The organism is Dysosmobacter sp. HCP28S3_G4, assembly GCF_052065175.1.
Taxonomy (GTDB): domain Bacteria; phylum Bacillota; class Clostridia; order Oscillospirales; family Oscillospiraceae; genus Oscillibacter.
Window position 1 is genome coordinate 57,055 of record NZ_JBQHUP010000002.1, and the last position, 22,675, is coordinate 79,729.

The 22,675-nt window shown below is 45.0% G+C and carries 16 protein-coding genes; all 16 read left to right on the plus strand.

Going from position 1 to position 22,675, the window contains the following annotated elements; all coding sequences use genetic code 11:
* The first annotated feature begins 107 nt into the window (after nt 1-107).
* The 16 genes from ACTNBU_RS01130 to ACTNBU_RS01205 all read left to right on the plus strand — a co-directional run bounded on the left by ACTNBU_RS01130 (nt 108) and on the right by ACTNBU_RS01205 (nt 22,592).
* Nucleotides 108-398: a CD1845 family protein gene (locus ACTNBU_RS01130; protein WP_441029878.1), complete on the plus strand. Its 291-nt coding sequence runs from the start codon at nt 108-110 to the stop codon at nt 396-398.
* Between the two features lie 100 nt (nt 399-498).
* Nucleotides 499-1,950, plus strand: a complete 1,452-nt coding sequence (locus tag ACTNBU_RS01135; RefSeq protein WP_441029880.1) for a relaxase/mobilization nuclease domain-containing protein — start codon at nt 499-501, stop codon at nt 1,948-1,950.
* Between the two features lie 291 nt (nt 1,951-2,241).
* On the plus strand, nt 2,242-4,761 hold the full coding sequence (locus ACTNBU_RS01140) for a hypothetical protein (RefSeq protein WP_441029882.1): 2,520 nt from the start codon (nt 2,242-2,244) through the stop codon (nt 4,759-4,761).
* Nucleotides 4,762-4,769: 8 nt separating this feature from the next.
* Entirely contained in the window at nt 4,770-7,091 is a 2,322-nt protein-coding gene (locus ACTNBU_RS01145) for a phosphoadenosine phosphosulfate reductase domain-containing protein (protein ID WP_441029884.1), read from the plus strand.
* A gap of 16 nt (nt 7,092-7,107) precedes the next feature.
* A complete protein-coding gene (locus tag ACTNBU_RS01150; RefSeq protein ID WP_441029886.1) occupies nt 7,108-11,307 on the plus strand; it encodes a hypothetical protein in 4,200 nt (1,399 codons plus the stop codon).
* A 16-nt stretch (nt 11,308-11,323) separates the two neighbouring features.
* A complete protein-coding gene (gene pglZ / locus ACTNBU_RS01155) occupies nt 11,324-13,600 on the plus strand; it encodes a BREX-4 system phosphatase PglZ (RefSeq protein ID WP_441029888.1) in 2,277 nt (758 codons plus the stop codon).
* 12 nt (nt 13,601-13,612) lie between these two features.
* Nucleotides 13,613-15,073, plus strand: a complete 1,461-nt coding sequence (gene brxL / locus ACTNBU_RS01160; protein ID WP_441029900.1) for a BREX system Lon protease-like protein BrxL — start codon at nt 13,613-13,615, stop codon at nt 15,071-15,073.
* On the plus strand, nt 15,063-15,260 hold the full coding sequence (locus ACTNBU_RS01165) for a hypothetical protein (protein WP_436973021.1): 198 nt from the start codon (nt 15,063-15,065) through the stop codon (nt 15,258-15,260). Before brxL ends, ACTNBU_RS01165 begins: the two co-directional genes overlap by 11 nt.
* Before the next feature lie 9 nt (nt 15,261-15,269).
* Nucleotides 15,270-16,397 carry a cysteine desulfurase family protein gene (locus ACTNBU_RS01170; RefSeq protein WP_441029903.1) on the plus strand — a complete coding sequence of 376 codons (1,128 nt, stop codon included), beginning with the start codon at nt 15,270-15,272 and terminating at the stop codon, nt 16,395-16,397.
* Nucleotides 16,398-16,444: 47 nt separating this feature from the next.
* Complete coding sequence (locus tag ACTNBU_RS01175; RefSeq protein ID WP_441029905.1) at nt 16,445-17,428, plus strand: helix-turn-helix transcriptional regulator; 984 nt, start codon at nt 16,445-16,447, stop codon at nt 17,426-17,428.
* A gap of 102 nt (nt 17,429-17,530) precedes the next feature.
* Nucleotides 17,531-17,914, plus strand: a complete 384-nt coding sequence (locus ACTNBU_RS01180; protein WP_441029907.1) for an MmcQ/YjbR family DNA-binding protein — start codon at nt 17,531-17,533, stop codon at nt 17,912-17,914.
* Between the two features lie 90 nt (nt 17,915-18,004).
* Nucleotides 18,005-19,231 (plus strand): hypothetical protein, encoded by a 1,227-nt coding sequence (locus ACTNBU_RS01185; RefSeq protein WP_441029909.1) that lies wholly within the window; start codon nt 18,005-18,007, stop codon nt 19,229-19,231.
* A gap of 25 nt (nt 19,232-19,256) precedes the next feature.
* Nucleotides 19,257-19,715 carry a metallophosphoesterase family protein gene (locus tag ACTNBU_RS01190; protein ID WP_441029911.1) on the plus strand — a complete coding sequence of 153 codons (459 nt, stop codon included), beginning with the start codon at nt 19,257-19,259 and terminating at the stop codon, nt 19,713-19,715.
* Between the two features lie 327 nt (nt 19,716-20,042).
* A complete protein-coding gene (locus tag ACTNBU_RS01195; protein ID WP_117445232.1) occupies nt 20,043-20,318 on the plus strand; it encodes a helix-turn-helix domain-containing protein in 276 nt (91 codons plus the stop codon).
* 128 nt (nt 20,319-20,446) lie between these two features.
* The gene (locus ACTNBU_RS01200; protein WP_441029914.1) at nt 20,447-21,838 is read left to right on the plus strand and encodes a bacterial transcriptional activator domain-containing protein; all 1,392 of its coding nucleotides are present in this window, start codon (nt 20,447-20,449) and stop codon (nt 21,836-21,838) included.
* Between the two features lie 328 nt (nt 21,839-22,166).
* Complete coding sequence (locus tag ACTNBU_RS01205; protein ID WP_441029916.1) at nt 22,167-22,592, plus strand: AsnC family protein; 426 nt, start codon at nt 22,167-22,169, stop codon at nt 22,590-22,592.
* Nucleotides 22,593-22,675 lie beyond the last annotated feature (83 nt).

Genomic DNA, 22,675 nt, shown 5'->3' on the forward strand with positions numbered 1-22,675 from the left:
CGCGCGCTTTGCTGCCCGCATTTTTTGCTATCCGGCTTCGCATCCTTGAGCGTTTTGAATTTCGGAATTACAATAGAATCAGAAAAGAAGAACAGGAGGCTCTGACCATGAAAATATTACTGAAAATTCTCTGCGCACCGATGATTGCCGTTTTGTCCGTTTTCGTCTGGCTGGCGTCGAAACTGGTTCAGATATCCGCTGTTGTTATGAATTTCATCGCCATTGCCGTGGGGCTTGGCGCACTCTGCATCCTTTTTGACGGAAAGACCGCCCAGGGCATCTGCGGACTGATTGCGGCGTTTCTCCTTACCCCGTTCGGACTGCCGATGATCTCCATCATACTTCTGGGACAGGTGCAGAAATTCCGCTACTGGATTCAGGACAGCGTGTACGGATAACGAAACTTTGCGCCAACTTGGCGCAAGGTAACTACATTGATGAGGGCTTCTGCTTTTGCCGGCAGGAGCCTTTCTTTTTTGAAAAAGGTGGTGAACCGGTATGGCAACAACGCGCATTATCCCCATGCATCAGAACAAGGGAAAAACCATCCGGCAATGCCTGTCCGACAGATTGGACTACGGCAAAAATCCGGATAAAACCCAGGAGGGCCAGCTGATCAGCGCCTATGCCTGCGACCCGGATACCGCAGATGCAGAATTCGCGCTTTCCAAACGCGAGTATTTTCAGCTGACCGGCCGCAGACAGGACAGCGATGTGATCGCCTATCAGGTGCGCCAGTCCTTTCGCCCCGGTGAGATTACGCCGGAAGAGGCAAACCGCATCGGCTATGAATTTGCCGAGCGCTTCTTAAAAGGCAACCACGCCTTTATTGTCTGCACCCACACGGACAAGCAGCATATCCATAACCACATTTACTGGAACTCCACCAGTCTTGACTGCACACGGAAATTCCGGAACTTCTGGGGCAGCACCATGGCAGTCCGAAAGCTGAGTGACCTGATCTGCGTTCAGCACAGGCTGTCTGTTATTGAAAATCCGAAGCCCCACGGCATAAGCTACAACCGTTGGCAGGGCGATATTGAAAAGCTCTCAAACCGCGACCGCCTCTGTCTGGATATGGATGCAGCACTGGCGAAAAAGCCGCATGACCTTGAGGGCTTTTATTCGCTTATGGAGCAGGCCGGTTACACCGTGACCCGCGGGAAAAACATCACATTCAGCCATCCGCGCCAGAAGCGCAATATCCGTATGTGCTCCCTTCCGGAGGAATACAGTGAGGATGTCATTCGGGAGGTGCTGGCAGGCAGGCGTATCCATAATCCGAGAAAACGCCGCAGTCCGCTGGCAGAACAGAAAGTCCAGCTTGTCAGCGCTCTGGAGGCAAAACAGAATCAGGGACGGGGCCATTACTACGATCTGTCTATCCAGAATCAAATCACCAAACAGCAGGCCAGGGCGCTTCTGTATTACCAGCAGCACGGGTTCACCAGCGCAGATGATTTTGACGCATTTGCCGAATCAGTGGAAGCTGTAAAGCAGCGTAGAGATGCGCTGTCCGCACAGATCACCTCTGCCGAAAAGCGGCTGAATGAGATTGCGGTGCTCCAGAAGCACATCACCAACTATCTCAAAACCAAGGATATCTATGCCGGTTATCGGGCGTCTGGTTATTCCAAAGCGTACTACGAGGAACATGAGGATGCGATCAAGCTCTGCAAAGCGTCCAAGCGGGCATTTGACGAATTGCTTCCATCTGACACTTCCGGCAAAACCGCCGGTTCCCACAAGAAGCAGCTTCCCTCCCTGAAAGCCCTCCGGGCGGAGTATGCCGAGCTGTTGGCAATGAAAAAGGCGGCATACCCGGAATACTACCGGGCGAAAGATGAGTACCGGGAGCTGCTGACTTATCAGGCCAATCTGGCCGGGCTGTTCGGCATTGAAAATGTCAGAAGCGCGCCTCAGCGAGAGCACCAGCAGGAAGAAAAATAAGCGCCGTCAGGTGCGCCGCCGAAGATGAAATCTTCGATCTTTGGGGTTTGGGGATTGTCCCCAACAAGCAGAAACAGAAAGTTCCGCCTCCGGGCGGAATCTTTTTGTTTTGGGCCTTTCTGATCAGGAAGGCATTGCTTGCCAAATTACAAGTTCATTAGCTTCAATTACACGACAAGTTCCTAAACGGCGACTTTTCGTATTGATTTTAGACGGATTCTGATGTATACTTATATTAGAATGTTGTACCTATTTGGGCATAATACGGAGATTTTGAGGAGGTGTCAAACCATGGCATTGCGTATTCCTTGGGATATTGAAGAAGCGGTGCTGATGCTTGATATGCTTCTCAAATCTATAGATGGAAAACTTACAAGAAAAGAGGCAATTCGTCAAGTCTCTGAGAAGCTGCGCAGACGCGCAGTAAATAGAGGAATAACGATTGATGATATCTTCAGGAATGAGAATGGAATTACATTCCAGATGTCAGCTTTGGAAGTTGCCTATACCGGAATAAAAACAAAACTAAAACAACCCACAAAGCTCTTCGTAGAAACTGTGAATCTGTATAGGAATCATCGAGAGCTTTATGAAGAAATACTTAAGGAGGCTGAGAACGTGGTTGAGCCAAAGTCTGTGCAGGATGAATTCTGTTCATATCTTTCGATGCAAATGCCGACGTTTCAGCTGTCAGATGCGTATCTGATGCTTTCGGATATTGAAAGCTTTTGCTTGGAAAGAAAAATTCTTCAGAATAAACTTTTTGAAACAACTGACCTTGAGGCAATTAAACGAGTGGTTCAGACGGTTGATTCTAACCGAGTCTTTCGCTTCACATATAAGCAAAATCTGAAAAAGATGTCGACCGTAATTCATGCGTACTATGCTTTTCTGAAGTCTTATAAGCCTGATGAAGAAAAGGAAGTAAAGCCGATTATTCAGGATGCAATACCTTCTTTGCCTGATGCAGATAGTATGAAGCAGAAGGATGATGCTGTTGGCCCGCAGGCTATCTCCGTGCCTGTAGCCGAAAGAACCAAATTAACGGATCAAGAGGAAAAGCAGAAGTTCAATGACTGGATGCTAAGTTCCGGAATGTCAAAGGCCACGATTACAAGTTATATGTCTTCTTTTGGCCAGTGTGTAAAGTCTGTAGCAAATTATAAATTGTGCGAGACGAGCCTTTGGAATGTAGCGAACGCAGAAGATGCCAGCCATATTTATGATCAGCTGTTTGGTATTTCTGAGTTTTACGAATATAACAAGCAACAGCACAACCGATTTAGTGCTGCATTTCGGAAATTCATTGAATACAGATCCGGAGGTAGCCCGGCAAGCTTGAAACCCTCGCAGCCGACACAATTTGCAGTTGAAAAAAAGCCAACGAGAAGGAAGGAGAATGATCCTGTACTTATTCGCTACAAGGAATTGCTGGATAAGTTCTTTCAGAAGGGATTTCGCATGGAATCCTCGCTGGATATGAAAAAGCTTCGTAGGTTTTATCAGGATCAATATGGAACAGAGCTTTCTGATGAGGATGCTCTTGTTTGCCAGGACATCAGTTCAGTAACAATTCTTCATGAGGGAAAAGCCTATCTTCCTGATTCGATGCTATCGCAGGAGAAAAAAGAAAAGCTGCTGCAGTATATAGAGGATAAATTCGTTTCTGGCTGTGATGCCATCTATTACAGTGCATTGTTTTCGGAGTTTGAGGAAGCTTTCCAGGGTGAGCGTATTTATACGCCTGAGATGCTAAAAACTTATTTGTCATACATCAACAAAGGGAATTATGTACTTCAGCGCAGTTACCTTGCTAAGGACTACACCGTGCAAATGAATCCTGAAGATGACATCAGAGAGTATCTAAAAGAAGCCGCCGGACCTGTTGAAGTGGAGCGGCTTGCTGCTGAGCTCTCTTACATTCCAGAACAGAAAATCAAGTTTGCCCTTAGCACCAACAATGATTTCATCTGGAACGCAACAGGCGAGTATTTCTATGAGGATTGTGTTCATTTCAGCAATTCTGAATTGGAATGGATTTCTCAATTCATCTTGGATGGTATTGAAGAACGGGACTTTGTTACTGGCAATGAACTCGTTGAAGCAGTAGAGGCACATTTCCCTGACATTAAAGAAATGTACCAGTGGATTACGCCAGTCGGTATGAGAAATGTCATCGGGTATAAGCTGAACGACAGATTCTCCTTCAATGGTAACATTATCAGCAAATATGGCGAGGATTTGTCCATGGCTGAAGTGTATGCAAAGTACTGCCGTAAACATTCTCGGTTCACCTTGGATGAGCTGAATGTTTTGAAGCAGGAACTTGGCTCTACGATTTATTTTGATGAGATTTATGCCAATTCTCTGCGCATAAGTCAGAATGAGTTTGTCTCTCAGGATATGGCGCAGTTTGATGTTGAAGCAACTGATGAGGCGATCGGGCGAATTTGCACAGGGCAATATATGTCGCTTCAAGAAATTCGTGACTTTGGAACATTTCCGTATGCCGGTTATCCGTGGAACGAATATCTGCTGGAGCATTTTGTCGCAAATTACAGCCAGAAATTCATGTTGCTCCACATTGGCTTCAGCGCCAATGTGTGCGCTGGCGCTATTGTAAAACAGGCATCCTCCTGTAAGGATTTTAATGATCTTCTGGTCGATATTCTGGCAAACAGCAATATTGTGCTGGATGAAGATTCTGCATTGGAATATCTGCGTCAGCAGGGATATATCGCCCGGAGACGCTACAGTGATATAGGAAGAATAGTAACCGAGGCGAAAGTGGTCCGGTCAAAGAAAGGATAAGATAGAATATGTACTCCTATGATTGGGACCCATCTACTGGAGGCTATATACTGAACAGTACACCACTGAATTTCAGTAAAGAGCCTCGTCCGGTATATTACAAGGAATTGGATATGCTGGGCTTTGACCGGTATTGGGATTATGAAAAGGACGACACCTACCCCTATATGTGGGCGGAAGCAAATACCTATTGGTATCGTGGGCGGAAGGTGGCCCAGACTAAAGGTGGATCATTATGTTCTCCGCCTGAAATAACAATTTTAGAAGATGCGGAGCCGCGGGGGGAAAAATTACGTTTTGTTGATGTGCCTGCAATGGTAAGTAAGAATACTCCGTTCATGGAAGGCTTTGTTCAGGAAACAATCAAAAAAGTATATAACACCTATGTCGAATATCAGAAAAAAGCTGATGTTTTTTACGTAGCTTTTAGTGGCGGAAAAGACAGTATTGTAACTCTCGATATCGTACAAAGAGCACTTCCTCATAATGCGTTCAAGGTTCTCTTTGGTGATACTGGGATGGAATTTCCCGATACTTACAAGACAGTAGATTTAACTGAAGAATGGTGCAAAAGCTTGGGTATTGAGTTTATTCGTGCGAAATCAGAGTTTTCACCCGAATATACCTGGAGACAATTTGGCCCACCGGCAACGGTCACAAGATGGTGTTGCAGTGTTCATAAGACAGCCCCTCAGGTGATAGCACTTCGCGAATATACTGGTAAGAACAATTTCACCGGAATGGCGTTTATTGGGGTTAGAGGAAGCGAAAGTTTATCTCGTAGCGAATACGATTATGTTAGCCTTGGAGAAAAACACAAGGGGCAATACAGCTGTAATCCTATTCTTGAATGGAATTCCGCTGAACTATTTTGCTACATCTATGCAAACGACTTGATTTTAAATGAAGCATATAAGAAAGGTAACAGAAGAGCAGGATGCTTAGTATGTCCACGTGCTGCTGAGAGAAATGAGTATATGAGTAGGGAATGCTACCCAGATTCATTTGATACCTATGCAAACATCATCAGAGAATTGTATAAACAACACCTGCCGGATAAAGATGTTTTGGAGGATTTCATTGCGAACGGCGGATGGAAAGCTCGCAAGAATGGACGAGATCTTTCAATTAGCATGGGGTATGAAGAAAAAACCACAAAAACAGAGAATGTAATTGAGGTTCACAATCCCAAGGTAGATTGGAAAACATGGATAAAGACCATCGGTGTACTTTTAAATGATGAGTCGCCGTATAGGATGTTGTTCCGAAATGAGGAATTTACCTTTTCCCTGAATCCAATCAAGGATGGCTATGAGGTTCGATATGATAGAGAGTATTCTAAACGTAATCCGTTGTTTGTGAAACTCTTTAAAAATGTTTTTCGTAAATCGGCGTGTTGCATCGGGTGTAGAGAATGCGAAGCTGACTGCCATAATGGTTGCATTTCCATGGTAAATGGTAAAGTAACGATTAGCGAACAATGTGTACATTGCGCGCAATGTCATAAAGTTGAAAAGGGCTGTTTGGTTTATAAGTCCTTAGAAATGCCAAAGGGAGGTTTATCGATGTCTGCAAATAAAAGCCTTAACTGCTATTCACATCACGCTCCAAAAGCTGACTGGTTTAAGCAGTACTTTGAGTACAAAAATGATTTTGATCAGAAGCATTCTCTGGGTTCACAGATGTACAGCTTTTTCAAGCGCTTTCTGAGAGATTCAGAGTTGCTTGATGAAGGTGGATTTAGCAGGACTGCTCAAATAATTGATAAGATTGGTTTGGACGAGCCTGCCGCATGGGGCATCATGCTCACAAACTTATCTTATACGCCTCAAATCAACTGGTTTGTTAAGCGTATGAATATGGGAGAAACCTACAGCAAAGAGTACACTCTTTCTTTGCTTGTTCAGGATGGTGCAAAAGAAAGCTGGGTAAATGATATCTGGAGTTCGTTTGGGCGGTTCGTTGATTTGCCTTTCAACGAAGTTGGTATGGGTCACGCATATAAAGAAAAGAATCGGGTTGTATCTATTACAAGATCTCCTTGGGAGTACCCGGAGCCTCTTGTCGTTCTCTACTCTCTCTATAAGTTTGCAGAGGCGTGCGATGGTTACTATCAGTTCACACTGACGCGTCTCCTGAATCATGATATTGACAGTGATGGCGTAAGCCCGACGGAAATTTTCGGAATTGACAGGGATAAGATGGAGAAGATTCTCAACGGCCTGAGTGTAAACTATCCGGAGTTTATCAACTGCTCGTTTACGATTGACCTGGACAACATATCGCTACGCAGTGACAAGACATCAGCGGATGTTCTTAGTCTGTTCTGATAAGGGGGATGGCAGGATGTTGGATAAATACCGCGACTATTTTGACATTGATCCGGAGTATTTTCCGCAGATCAACGAGAAAGTAATAAATAACAACCCGGATATCTGGAAGAAGTTCTATCCGCATGAAACCTTTGTAAAGCTTCTGAAGGATACTGTAAGTGTTCTCTCCAGAAAGCAGAAAGTATCCATTTGGGTTGAAGGTGCCTATGGTACCGGTAAATCTCATGCTGTATTAACGCTGAAAAAGTTGCTTGAGGCTTCGCCGGAGGACACAAAGGCTTACTTTGATAAATATCCGGATCAGCTTAGCAATGATTTATATAATCAGTTCCAGCAACTGAAAACCGGAGAGCAGAAGATTTTGACGGTTCACCGATATGGTTCTTCCAAGATTCACGGCGATGATAGTCTGGTCTTTGCCATTCAGGAAAGTATTCAGCACGCGTTAAAAGAAAATGGTATGGATACAACTGAGGCAGCATTAAAGGATTCTGTTATTCAGTGGATTAACGATCCTCTGAACAAGGATTTCTTCAACAGTCTGCTTGCCGGACCGTACCGTCCGATATTCGGTGGCGCAGATGCGGATGCTGTTATTGCCAATCTCAAAAGCTTTACCGGTGACAGCCTGATTGAGCTTATGTCGAAGATTACAAAGGTAGCAGAAGAGCGTCATTTGCAGATGCTGCAGCTGGACGCTGATCATCTGACTGCCTGGATTGAGGCTGTCATTCAGGAGAATAATCTGAAGGCAATCATGTTCATCTGGGATGAGTTTACGGAATACTTCCGCAATAACATGCGCAGTCTTACCGGATTCCAGAGGATTGTCGATTTGAGCAGTTCTGCACCTTTTTACATGCTGATTGTCACTCACGATGCTATGCATATCTTCCCTGACGGTGACAAGGAATTCGGCAAGATTAAGGGCAGATTTATTGACCCTATCTGTGAGATCTCGCTGCCTGATAATATGGCGTTCCGTCTGATGGGTTCTGCCATGACAAAGAAGGAGGATCCGCAGATTCTGAAGGAATGGGAGGAAACGGTAGACGAACTCTGTGATCGAACAAAGGGTTCCCGCAAGCTGGTTATGCAGAAGGCAAAAATCAGTGACAAGGAGCTGCAGAGCATTCTCCCGATTCATCCGTATACAGCTCTGCTCCTGAAGCATATCTCTGCTACATTTGACTCTAACCAGCGTAGTATGTTTGACTTTATTAAGAACGATCGCGGCGATGAGCTGAAAGGATTCCAGTGGTATATTGATAATTATGGTCCTTTCGATACCAATCCGCTTCTGACTATTGACGAACTCTGGGACTTCTTCTATGAGAAGGGCAAGGAATATCTTGCTCACGATATTCGCAGCATTCTCGATTACTATAATGCTGTCAAGGATCAGAATCTGAGTTCCGATCATCGCAGAGTCCTGAAAGCAGTACTACTGATGCAAGCGATTTCTCAGAAGGTAGGCAGCTCTGTCGATCTGTTTGTGCCCAATGTTGAAAACATTGATCATGCATTTGAAGGTTCTGATTTGGATCAGGGTCTTGCCGGGCGTCTGGCGACTGAAATGGATAGAGAAAAAATTCTTTATCAGCAGCCTATCGGTGGAGGTAAGTATCAGTTTGCTGCCCGTATGTCTGTTACAGATGACAGTGTAATTGAAGAACTGAAGGATCAGATGCGCAAAAAGACAACCATTGAACTGGTGGAACAGGGCGAAATCTCTGAAGCTATCACTTTAACAGGTGCTTTGAAGGCACGATTCCATTTGGAATGTGCTTCCGCCAGTGACTTAAAGTCTAAGGCTAACAGATTGCGCAATCTGGAGTCTTCTCTTGGGAACAAGCTCATGGCGATCATGACTTTTGCCAGAGATGACAAGGAAAGCGTTGCAATCGGAAAGATGATTGATGAACTGCTGAAGGATGATTCCTATCATATCACCTTCATTGATGCATCTATCACTCCTCTCGGAAATGATTTGCTTGAGCAATATGCAAACGCAATGGCAAATGCGACCTACCAGAAGGGCAAAGACAATGACTTGTCTCGTCAATATGAGCGCGACGCAAAAGATGTTCTGAAAAAATGGCGTCAACGCATCGAGAATGGGGAGTATCGCATCTATTCTAAGCAGAAGCCTGCCGGCGAACGTGCAACTACGCAGGCCGCGCTGTACGCTGAATTGACTCTCATCAACAGCAACATTTACCCACTTTCACTTGAAACCGGCTCTGCGGTTCCTTCGTCAATGTGGGATCTAAATGCAGTGAAGTTTGGCGTTGAAGCAGCCGTTGCTGAAGATACGACGAAAAAGGGCGTTTTCAGTTCCTCTAACCCGAACACAAAGCTGGAAAACTTTATTGGTGAAGACGCTTGGAAGCATCCGAATTATTGGGTGGATAAACCGTATCTCCTGATTTCCAAGATAAAGATTGAAGTAGAGAAGATCATTGCCGACGAATTTAAGAAGAATGGGCGCGTCTCTATTCGCCAAATTTATTCTGTATTGATGGATAAGCCTTATGGCTTTATGCCCTGCAATCTGTCCGTTTTCGTTTTGGCATTTGTACTAAAGGAGTATGCTGTCAGCTCGTTCACTTATACCGATGGTCTCACAAACGATGTCATGAGTACAGATAAACTGCGTCTTATGATCGATGAGGTTATCAAGCTCCAGAACACCCCGAATCCTCGATATAAGGATAAGTTTATCGTCACTATGACGCCCGAAGAGCGTAAATTCAGTGACGTTGCTTCTGACGTTTTTGGTATTCAGCGCAATCTGTGTACCTCTATTGAACAGACCAGAGAACGCATTAGAGACAAGATGAAAGGACTTTCCTTTCCTATCTGGTGTCTCAAGTATATTCTTGATACCGAAAACTTGAAGACTGAAAAAGATATCATGGTGGAGCTGATTGACGGCTTCAGTGATATCGCGAACAGCGGAGCTGCAAGCAAGAAAACTGATAGCGATATTGCCATTTCTATCGGAGCACTGTGTATTGAACATGAGGATGCGTTTGATGATTTGAAATCAATCCTTTCCTCTGCTAAGTGCAAAGAAGGTATGGATGCATATCTTCATCAGTTTGAAGACGGTGAGCTGGTCAAGCTGGCTGAAATTGTAAGCGATAATGGGCAGTACATCAATCGACTGAGAAAGAAATTTGATGCCGATGCTGCAAATTGGGTATGGAACAAAGAAACAGCTGACCAAAAAATCCGTGAGGTTATTCTTGAATATCGCATTATTGTGGAGAGCAATAAGGTCAATCCTCGTGCTCTTACATTTGATAACGCCGTGCAAGAATGGTGTACAAAGTGCAAGACAATCAGAATGTCATATTTGTGTGCAGAAAACTACTGGAATGACCTAAAAGGTTTCATGAGCCAGTTGTATAACATCAAGAAATCTGGTTCTTTGCCTGAATCTCAGCGCGAGAATTTCTTAAATCAACTGACTCTCCACGCAAATGACTTTGTTTCTTACTGCTCTAACCAGATTGAGATCTTTAAGCAGGCATGTTCGTTCTATTTGAGTGAGTTCACAGATGATGAGATTCGAGATCTGTATCAGGCTATCAAGGGCAATGATGTCTTCACAATGGAACGGTCGGATTATGTTAATTTGGTTAAGCAGACCGTTAAAGAATTTAAGCTTACCCGTAAATCTATGCAGCTTCGCAAGCTGTGGAGCGAAAAGACGGGCACAGAATCGCCGAAGAAGTGGTCTGAGCAATTCAAAACACCTATTCTTTGCATGGTTCCGGAGACGGAAATTGAACAGGCTCGTGCTGCATTTGATACCTTGAATCGTAACCAGCCGGACGCAGGTTCTATTGATAAGGCACTGGAATATCTGGAATCTGCTGGCTTCTATGATTCCTTAAAGGACGGAAAAGCAAGGGATGCAGCTTTTAAGCGGTGCATTATCAAAAACTATGACGTCATTCTGACGGATCTTGATGATGTAAGAGATTATTTGGTTCGTACTGTTGGATCACCGTATTCTTGGCTTGGTCTGCCTTCTGTTGAGACCAAGCTCAAAGAGATGGCACAGGCTAAATACGATGAGACAGGTTGCGATACTGCGCTTGAGAAAATAGACAGCATGGATGTTGAGGACGTAAAGCGCTACTTAAAGCAGCTGATTAGGGGAAATATGACTGTCGGCATAGAGATTATCAAGGACAACTAAGAAAGGGGGCACCATCTTGACACTTGAAAGATGTTATAGTTCGATAGACCGCTATCTTAATAGAGAAGATGAAAGTGCTCCCCGATTTGTAAATGTGGAGTCTGTAGAAGATATGGTTGCCATAGTCGATCATTATAACGTTGGGGAAAACATCTTTCTGACTGTTGAAAAATACAGTTCAGAAGATGAGAATCCCCGAATTGAAGATTTGCTAAATGATTTGGCTACTTTGCAAGGAAATATCTTTCTGACTGGATTTACTACATGTTGGAAGCTAATCGGAGCAAAAGAACTCTCTTCTCAGCTTACGGCTATTGCCCAAATGAGTGTAGAGGGTCATGTCGTTGTACTATGTTTTCAATGTCGTGACTATCTAAGCTTCAGAGATTCGCGCTTAAATCGACTGGTTTATAGCGTTGATGGTGTTGCCACGCCAAAGCCTCACATTGTTTTTGTAAACCCGATGCTTCAGGTCACAAACGAAGACCGGGTTGAAGGAATACAGAACTTGCCTGCATTTATTGAAACTACAGATGCTGATACTTTGCATGTGAAAACAAAGCATCATCCAGAGGAATATCCCTATGCACTATTTAGGATATCCGAGGAAGCGAATCCATATGATGCCTTGTGCCGTATTGATCAGTCCACCGAAGCGATGACCAAAGACATGGGTACAGATGAGCAATGGGCCTATGCTCTTACTCTCCTGCAGGAACAGGGAGATTGGGTCAACGCCATAAATCATGAGATTGGTTTGTACAGCAATCTGGAATTGTTTATCAATGCTTCACAGGACTATACCGACGCGAAGAAATGGCTATATTTCATTGCTCTTAAACGGTTTGGTGCTAAAAACGAGTGCCTCGATCTGGCGAGCCAGAAGGCACATGCTTATGAAGAACTTGTCCATTGGATTGTTCGCGGTCTTGTAGATTTAGACTGCAAATCGCCTGATTTCTGGAAGTTGTACGATTGCCGCAAGGCTTTATTAAATCAGATGGAAGTTTCTGATGATGAAGTTCTCGATTATTGCAGATATATCAAATGCAAGAAGAGGGATGCTCTGTATTATCTTACGGACTCGCACAGACTTGAGAAGGAGCTTATTCTGGAATGTATTGCCGATTATTCAGGAAGCTTCTCTTATGATGAACTTCGAAGCGTGTTGCAGCATGTTTACCCTGACCTGTATGCATACTTGATGCCGTACAAGTTCAATGCAGCTCTGCTGAACCAGTATTTCGAGGATTATAAATTCTGCAAGTTGGAAAACAGAATCACGCCGGAATTCTATAGTCTTGTCGAGGAGCAAGCTGTCAAAAGAGAGTACAATCTGCTTCTTCCTGCGCGTTCAGAAAAGATTGAATCCGTTGATATGTCTGGTGCATTTGCCTATTTCATAGATGCAATGGGCGTTGAATTTCTGGGATATATCTCGGAAAAAAGCAAGCAGAAAAAGCTTCTCCCAAAGATTACGGTTTGTCGCTCTGAGCTTCCGTCAATTACCTCACGTAACAAAGAGTTTTTAGACGTTTTTGCGGAACACAATGTTCAATGCAAGAGCATTAAGCAGATCGATGACATTAAGCACCATGGGGCGGAAAATTTCACTTTAGAAAATAGCCCATATCCGACACATCTGATTCGCGAGCTGGAAATTATTGACCATGTGCTCGATCTTATCAAGTTGGATCTGGCTAAAGGGAAGTATACCAAGGCAATTTTGGTATCCGATCACGGTGCAAGCCGCTTGGTTGTCCTGAAGAACCAGCTGATTGATGGAGAATTTGATGCCAAGGGAACCCATTGTGGTCGTGTATGTGCATACACAGAGCAAACCGGAAGTATGCCAATGATTGTACAGGCCGGCGAAAATGATGAGTACGCAGTTGTTGCTAATTATGAAAGATTCAAACCTGGACGCCTAATGGGCGTTGAGGTACATGGAGGCGCTACCTTGGAAGAGGTCACCGTGCCCATTATTGAGCTTTCATATGTGCCGGGCGATATTGAGATTATCGTGCAGACACCACTCGTGATGAGCAGCATCAGGAAGCCCCCAATCATTGAATTTTACTCTACAACCAAAATTGACAATATCGTGGTTAATGTAGGAAATACTGAATATAAAGCCAATACGACAGACGGTCACTCCTTCTCGATTGAAATGTCGAAACGAACCAGAGCAAACACATATACAGCTGATGTGTATGCAGGAGGAACTATGATTGCAACCGGGCTGGAATTTAGGGTTGAAAAAGAAGGCTTTAAATCAAATGATATATTGTAAGGGGGTGTCCTTTTGACTGAATTAGAAGAAAAGTTGGTAGAGTGCTTTGATGAGATGGCGGTGTTTAAGGATCTTCAGCAGAGCAACTTTTTCTCGGACTTAAAGCTCCCCTCCTTTTTGCGAGATTGGGTCTTAAAGAAGTTCGAAGATTCTGAGGGGCGGTTTGATATTGAGGAGATAATGGAATTTGTCCATACATTTTTGCCGAATAAAGATGAATGGACGAACATTAAGAACCGTATCATAACTGAAAATGAGCACGTAAAGATTCTTACTCGGATATCCGTCGATATAAGCATTAAAGACCAGATGGTTTCATTCTCTCTTCCGGACTTTTCATTAACCAATGCCGAAACTATAATCGAACCCGATGTTTGGGCTGAATGTAAAGATGAATTAGTCAAGGGAAATGAGATCTGGGGTGTTGTCGAATTGGGGTATCGGCTTCCGTCAACATCTCCGAAACTTCCGGGAAAAATCAAGCTGGTTAGTTTTACGGACTTTTGCCCGTACACTGTTGACTTGGATTACTATAAGGAACTTAGGGCTGAGTTTGATATTCATGAATGGATTGATATACTACTTGGCGCTATTGACTACAATGCAAGTGGATATGCTGACGAAGATCAGAAACGGGCAGTCCTTACAAGACTTCTTCCTTTTGTTGAGAAGAGGCTCAATTTGATTGAATTAGCGCCTCCTGGAACAGGAAAGTCCTATATTTTCGGTTCTATCAGCAAATATGGAAATCTGTCGGCGGGATATATGACTCGTGCAAAGCTGTTCTATGATCTGAGTAAACGTCAGCCGGGGCTTGTCTATAACAACGACTATGTAGCGTTTGATGAAGTTCATAAGCTAAGATTCCAAGACGAGAAACAGATGGGTGGTTCTCTCCAGACTTATATGGAAAACGGTAAGGTTTCCATTCCAGGTCACGATGGAACGGCTGACGCCGGAATGATTTTGCTGGGCAATATTGAAAAGAAAGACATGGATGAAACTATGCCGATGTTTGACAAACTTCCGGCGCTATTCCATGATTCTGCGATGGTCGACCGTTTTCATGGGTTTATCAAGGGGTGGGATATTCCTCCGATGACCAATGCGATGAAGATATCTGGATGGGGGCTGAACTCAGAGTATTTCTGCACGATAATGCATTTGCTGCGTGATGATCCCAGCTACAGAGTAATTGTTGATAAGCTGGTTGAAGTGCCTGGTGATGCATATATCCGCCATGTGGAAGCTGTGAAGAGAATTACTACTGCCTACTTAAAGCTCTTCTTCCCTCATGTACGCAGTGCGCAGGATGTTAATGTGCGTGAATTTACAAAGTACTGCCTTCGTCCAGCTATTGAGATGCGTAAGAATATCTGGCGGCAACTTGCCATAATGGATCCGGCCCAGTACAGAAAGGAAGACCGTGAAATGCCCGCATTCACGGTAAGGGATTTGTCTAATGAAAACTAAATGCGTGATTTGTGGCAAGGAGATCCGAGAAAAGAATGTCTTAGGAATCAACAAGAAACTGCTTGGCGAAGACATTATCAATTTTTATTGTATGGATTGCCTTGCGGATTATCTGGATGTTACAGTTGATGACCTAAATGAAAAAATCGAAGAATTCAAGGATGAGGGCTGTAAGCTTTTTGAATGAGGTGAAATAGTGAAGCGTTTTATTTATGCTGATAATGCAGCAACAACGAAACTGGATAGCGATGCTTTGAATGAGATGTTGCCATGGCTGCAGGATGAATACGGTAATGCTTCACAGCCATATACTTTTGCCCGTAAACCCAGGAAGGCTCTTTCCGAAGCGAGAACAACGATTGCAAGCTGTATCGGCGCTCAGCCGGAGGAAATTTATTTTACCTCCGGCGGCACCGAGAGCGATAACTGGGCTATCAAAGGTATGCCTCGATATGATGACCGGCGAGCAACTATTACCAGCCAGATTGAGCATCATGCGATACTACACGCCTGCGAGTCCATAGAACGGCTCGGGTATCCGGTTGCATATCTTCCCGTGGACAATGAAGGAATTGTATCTCCAGATATTCTGTCATCATTTATCACAGATGAAACGAGACTTGTGTCTGTGATGCTTGTAAATAACGAAATAGGCACCATAGAACCGATTTCTGAGCTTGCTAAAGTTGCTCATAGCCACGGTGCCGTATTCCATACAGATGCAGTGCAGGCCGTGGGACATATTGCAATAAATGTAAAGGAACTCGGCGTAGATATGCTGTCAGCTTCGGCGCATAAGTTTAACGGGCCTAAAGGCATTGGATTTATCTATATTAAGTCCGGGACAAAAATTTATCCGTATGCTGACGGTGGGGCACAGGAACATGGCATGAGAGCCGGTACAGAAAATATTGCTTCCATTGTTGGCATGGCAGCAGCATTAAAGAAGAACTGCGACCATATGGATCAGACGCAGAATAAGCTCCACCAACTTGAGGATAAATTCTTAGATGTGCTCAAATTGTCGGGAATTGATTTTATTCGTAATGGCAGCGCGAATCATATTCCGGGCAATGTAAATGTGTCTATTCGCAATGCAAGCGGAGAAATGCTACTTCACAGACTTGATCTTAAAAGTATTGCTATTTCTACAGGTTCCGCATGTGACTCAGTTAATACCCAGGTATCTCATGTGATACAGGCGATTCGGGTACCGGAAGAATATGCGCATGGCACTATCCGCATTTCTTTTGGACGAGACAACGAAGAATCCGATGCAGTTGAAATAGCAAAGGCTATTGTAGATATTTTGAAAATCAAGTAACAATGACAGGTATTGAACCGCATATTTCAAAAAATGGAGACACAACCATGAAAAAAGATGAACTACATGCAAGGGTTCTATACTTGTATCAGATATTACGTCATTATTCTGATAGTGAGCACCCTTTGACAACACAGCAAATTTTGAAAATCATGGATGAAAAGTATCACATACAGATTCACAGAGTATCTGTTCAGAATTATGTGGAAATCTTAAATTCATGCGGTATAAAAGTTAACCAACAAAGAGCTCAGGATAAATACTATTACTTAGATGATCGTACATTTGATATTCCAGAGCTAAAGCTGATGATTGATGCCGTTCAGGCATCGCACTTTATTCCGGAAGATAAAACGAATGAACTGATTGATAAACTCCTTACACTTACCAGCGACTATAATGCCGATAGACTAAGGGAAAATATTTATTTTGCCAATAAGGTCAAAGTACCAGACTCAGGTAATTATGTTATCGTCGAATCCATCAGTAAAGCTATTCATGCTGGAAAGAAAATATCATTTCAGTACTTTGAGTACGATGTTAATAAAAACAGGGTGTTGCGACACGATGGAAAGCCGTATATCATTAGCCCGTACACGATGATCTGGAATGGTGATTACTACTATGTTGTCGGGTTTTACGATGGCAGACAGGAAGTGAATGCGTTTCGCGTGGATAGAATTAATGCCTGCCCAGAAATACTGCCGGATGATATTGTCCCGATTCCGGAAGACTTTGATCCTTCTAAGTATTCAAGAGAAGTGTTTAGAATGTACGGAACTGATGAGATTGTTGAAGTTTCCCTATTATGTAATAGTAATCTGATGATGCATGTAATTGACCAATTTGGAATTGATGTCGATACCAAACCGGTGGACGATGAGCATTTTCGGGCTAAAGTTCAGATATATCCATCCCCGACATTTTACAGATGGGTCTTCGGATGGGGTGGCAAGATTAAGATCGAAAGTCCATCGAAGATTCGTAAAGAGTATCAAACAATGCTAAGAGATGCGATTGAAATGGTGTAATTCCAGTATCAATCACTTTGTTCAACAGTGAAGACTACGCTGCCCATGAATAGTTGTTATTGTAACTATGTGATGCAGATATTTCAAAGGGATGAACCTATAATGACTCGACAGGATGTTTTTTCTTGGTGTCGCCGCCAGTATGGTACGGAACCGGATTATCCGTGGAACGACTGGAATGCTGTCCTGCGCCACACAGATAACAACAAGTGGTATGGTGTCATTATTGAAGTTGACCGGTCTAAGCTGGGTATGGACGGAACCGGTGTGGTTGATGTCCTGAACGTGAAATGTGATCCGACCATTATTGGTATGCTCCGGATGCAGCCGGGATTCTATCCTGCGTACCATATGAACAAGGAAAAATGGGTTTCGATACTGCTGTGCGGGCCGGCGGCTGATGATGAGATCAAAGAACTGATTGAATTCAGCTATCAGCTGACGAGCTCCCGGAAAAATGAACCGAAGCGTACCCCAAAACGGTAGGCATCTTCAAAGCTGGTTCGCGAAAAAAACATACGCTCTTATGAGGCGAATATCATCGGCTCAGTAAAAGCACAATGGGAGGATTATACTATGGGAGAAATTACGCGAATAGATGGCACGGAAAGCCCTTCGGAAGGGCATGAAGTCATTCCGCATCAGGCAGATCTGATTGAGGTCACAAATGGCATCCTGATGGATACACGCTCAGAGCTTCCAGCGAAGGCTTCATTCAGTATGCCTATCGCACAGCTTGCGACTTTGGGGGCAGGTGTATCTTCGCTGATTCCTGCGTTACATACCGTGACGCAGACAACAACGGTGAACACACAGGGGCTATATTATCTGGCAAATGCCGGGGTTGGAGATGCGCTGAAAGTTGCACGGAACGGAAACTCCTGGGGTGCGCTCAAGTGCGCCGATGGTACATCCAAAATGGCGCAGTTTCAGTCTGCCGGGCCGCTGACTGCAACAAGCACAGCCACGGTGCCGATTGACCCTGCCACAATGCTGATGGCGGTTGCGCTGTTCTCCATTGAGCAGAAACTTGACAGCATTGAAGAAATGCAGAAGCAGATTCTCACCTTCCTTGAGGTTGAGAAAGAATCAGAGATTGAAGCAGATGTCGAGACGCTGGTCAGCATGATCAGTAAATTCAAATACAACTGGGACAACGAGCACTATCTTCAGAGCAATCACAAGATGGTTCTGGATTTGCAGAGAACTGCCCGGAAAAACATGCTGTCCTATCAGAAACAGGTCACGGAAGTGCTGAATTCCAAACAACTGGTCGTCGCTCAGATGAAAGTGAAATCCACATTGAAAGACCTGTTGAAGAAATTCAAGTATTATCGGCTATCTCTGTACACATTCTCACTGTCTTCTCTTCTGGAAATCATGCTGAGCGGTAACTTCAAGGAAGAGTATATCACCGGAATCAAGGAAGAAATCGAATCGCTCTCCATGACATACCGTGATCTGTATGGCAAGTGTTCTGAATACCTGGAAAGACTGGGGAATTCTGCACTTGAGGCAAATCTATTGAAGGGAATCGGAAGCGCCAGTAATGCCGTGGGCAGATTGATTGGCAGTATTCCGAAAATCAAGGACGGACAGGTTGATGAATTCCTGCAGGATAGTGGCGAGCGACTGAAAAACAATGCTGTCGGCATGGAGCGGAATGTTGTAAAAGCATTTGCGGAAATCAGCAATCCGGGAACCGGTGTGTTTACAGAGAAAATGCGGGATCTGATTCTGATTTACAATCACACTGCTGAAATCTGTTTTGATGATAAGCAGATTTACCTGATAGCAGAATAATAATCACTGCCGGGAGGTTGAGCAGATGGCAACAAAAATAGCAATTCTTTCGGATACGCACGGCCTGCTTCGCCCGGAAGTACTGGACAGAATCGCCGGCTGCGATGTAATCATTCACGGTGGCGACATCAACAAGCCGGAAATCATTGACCGACTGAAGGAAATCGCGCCGGTCTACGTTGTTCGCGGCAATAACGATAAAGAATGGGCAGAGAACATACCGGAAAGCCTGACCTTTCAGATTGAGAAAAGCAGATTCTTTGTGGTGCATAACAAGAAATTTGTGGCAAAAGATCTGTACGACGCGGATGTGGTGATCTACGGTCATTCTCATAAATACGCCGAGCAAATGGTGGATGGCGTCCTCTGGCTGAACCCGGGAAGCTGCGGCAAGCGCCGGTTCGATCAGGAGATTACATTCGCCATGATGACCGTTGATGGCAGCGAAACAGCAATCGAAAAAATCACAATTCCACACACCTGATACATTCAAAGGACTTACCCTGCACAGTCACTGCTACGGTGGCTGTGCTATTTTTTTGCCCGCATACCTGCGGCCTGATGCCGAACGCATACTCCATGCAACATAAACGCACTCCCTGCCGGTCGCCTCCGGTCATTGCAGAAACAATAGAAATTGTATGCAAATTGACTTGGAGAGTGAAAAAATGCGTGAAATAAAGATAATTCGTATGCTTTTAAGGACGTATGTTCTTAATTGTGAGCATACGCTCATGTACAGGTGCAGAAAAATACGCCTATTCGCGGTAAAATATATATACAAGATAAGACGAAAGGCAGGTGCGTGAACATGGACAAGGAAATGAGCCTCAAGAATCGGGACAGACTCATTCAGCTGGGCATAACCATTTCAACGTTCAGAAAGTATCGCGGCCTGTCCCAGGAGCAGCTGGCAGAACGTGCGTCAGTCAGTCGTTCTCTTATCAGTTCAATCGAGGCTGCGGGTATAGCCAAATCCTTTTCGCTTGAGGTGTTCTATAACATCGCCGATGCGTTGGAAATAGAGCCTGCAACATTGCTGAGCGCACCGACACAATTCGATAACCTTTTGAAACAGAACACCTGACCTCATCCTTGGGATAGCTGATATAGAATCATTGCAGCACAGACTGCCGGTATCATACACTGGCGGACTGTGCTTTTTTTCGTTTGGGAAATGTATCTGCTGTTGGTCCGAGAAAGGAGAGGGATATCATGGCAGGCTTATTTAAGAAAAATGGAAGGGCGCGCCGGATTCCGGAGAAACTGGCGCAGTATGATGATGAATACCTGCTGTACTGTGTGGAAAAGGATCGTGTTGAAACCGTTCTTGAGAGCACACTGCATGAGACCGATGATCCGAAGGAGATCATTGATGTCACATTGAAAACGGTATGTGAGTTCTATGGCGGGGACTGGGCCGGCGTCATGGACATCGATATGGATACCTGCCTGTGGAGGCCGGTCTGCTGGTTCCGCGCGGGAGGTGCAACCGACAGAACGCTTTACAGACTGAGCGGACTGGAGGATGCCGAGGTCATGCCGCGCTGGCTGGAATCCATGCACAGCGCCATGCCTATTGTTCTCACGGATACAACTGAAATCATGGAATCCAATCCGGCAGAATTTGCATTGTATGAACGCCTGGATGCAAGAGCCATCCTGGCATCCCCGTTCTCTCCGGCACCGACCGGCTTTCTTGTCATCCGCAATCCGTCGAGATATCTGGAGCGGCCGGAAGCGCTGTACATCTTCGCCTATGTCCTTCACCGCGCGCTTGCCCAGCAGAATGTCATGGAACGTGAGAAGATCATCGAGGCCATGAACCCGATGGAGCCGACCTATGACGTCTATATCAGTTTCTTCCGCGACCTGGAAATCCGCACGGCAGGCGGTACGCTGACCGAGCAGATCATCAATGCACCGAAAACCATTCAGCTTGTGGCCTATCTGTTGCTGAAGCCGGAACGCGCCCACTCGCCGAGAGAAATCTTTGAGCACCTGAACCCCGGAGAAGATTTTGACGGCAATACGAATGCGATCCGCGGCAGTATATATCGGTTTTCCAATATGTATGCAAAGCGCACCGGACAATCCGCAAGACTGATTATCCGCGAAGGCAGCGGGTACAGGCGAAATCCGACTCTGAAGATTACGACCGATATCGAGCAGTTTGACCTTCACCTGAAAGCAGCCGAGACGGCATCCGGAAGCGCTGAAAGAATTGAGGAGCTCCGCAAGGCGGTAGAGCTTTACAAAGGCCCGGTTTTCATGTGCGGCAGAGACCAGCTGTGGCTGAATGATATTGTCAGTCAGTATGAGGTTCGCTATATCAAGGCCGCAGATGCCCTGATGCGCGAGCTGGCAAAGCAGAAAGACTATGCGGGCGTCATGGAGTACGCTGTTAGGGCGCATGAGCTGTTCCCGGGCAACGGCCTGATCTGTTACTGGCTCATCATGGCAACATACAGTCTGTCCGGTGCCGATATGGCGAAGAAGGAATATTTCCGCCTCAAAGACGATATGACACAGGAGGAAATCGATGTGGTGACAGAACATCTGAAAAAGAACAGCCTGATTCGATATGAGGAGCTGTTCGGCGTGTAACACATCCGGCGCACAGAGAAAACACCCGATTTTTTCCAAAACACAGAGGGCGCACAATCCAGCAGTAAAATAGAATAGAACGAACAGCCGTGACACTTCAGCTGCACAGCTGAGGAACCCCCGTAAGTTAGCCTTTTAGCGCAAAAGCTAAATGACAACTTACGGGGGTTTTCTTATGTCTCCGGCACAATTTCATCATAGAGAGGCTTTTGTTCCGGCAGACAAAAACCTCTCTATTTTTTATGCCCAAAAGCGCAGAACGCGCTGCCGTTCTCCGCCTCCGGTTTCTGAATTCCAAACAAAATTCAGAAATTCGGAGGATAAGACAATGGCATACAACAAGGCCAGTGAAGAAAGAAAATGGCGACTCTGGAAAGAGGCCGAAGAAAAACAGCTGCGTGAGCTTGGCGTCAGCGAGGACAGGATTGCGCAGCTCCGTACTTACGATTGGGAAGCTTTCAATTCCGACCGGCGGTATTACGAACATCATGCGGATGGCGGCGATTACCTCGAACAGCTTGCGGCAGATGAGGAGAAACCGGATGTGAAAACCGTTTCGGATTTTCTGGACGGTATCGACAGCCCCGCGCTGTTCAGCCTGCTTTCTGAAACCGACCCAATCACCGTTCTGATTGCGCTGAGAAGATCTCAGGGAAAATCATTTTCCGAGATTTCTCTGGAGGTTGGGTTATCCGAAAACACCGCGCACCGGCGCTGGACACGCCTGAAAGAAAAAATCAAAAATTCTTTTTGAGCCTGTCCGAAAACAAGCCTTCCCACCGGCTAAAGGGTGAGAGGAGCAAATGAGTCTGTCTGATAAATACGATTCGCGCTCTG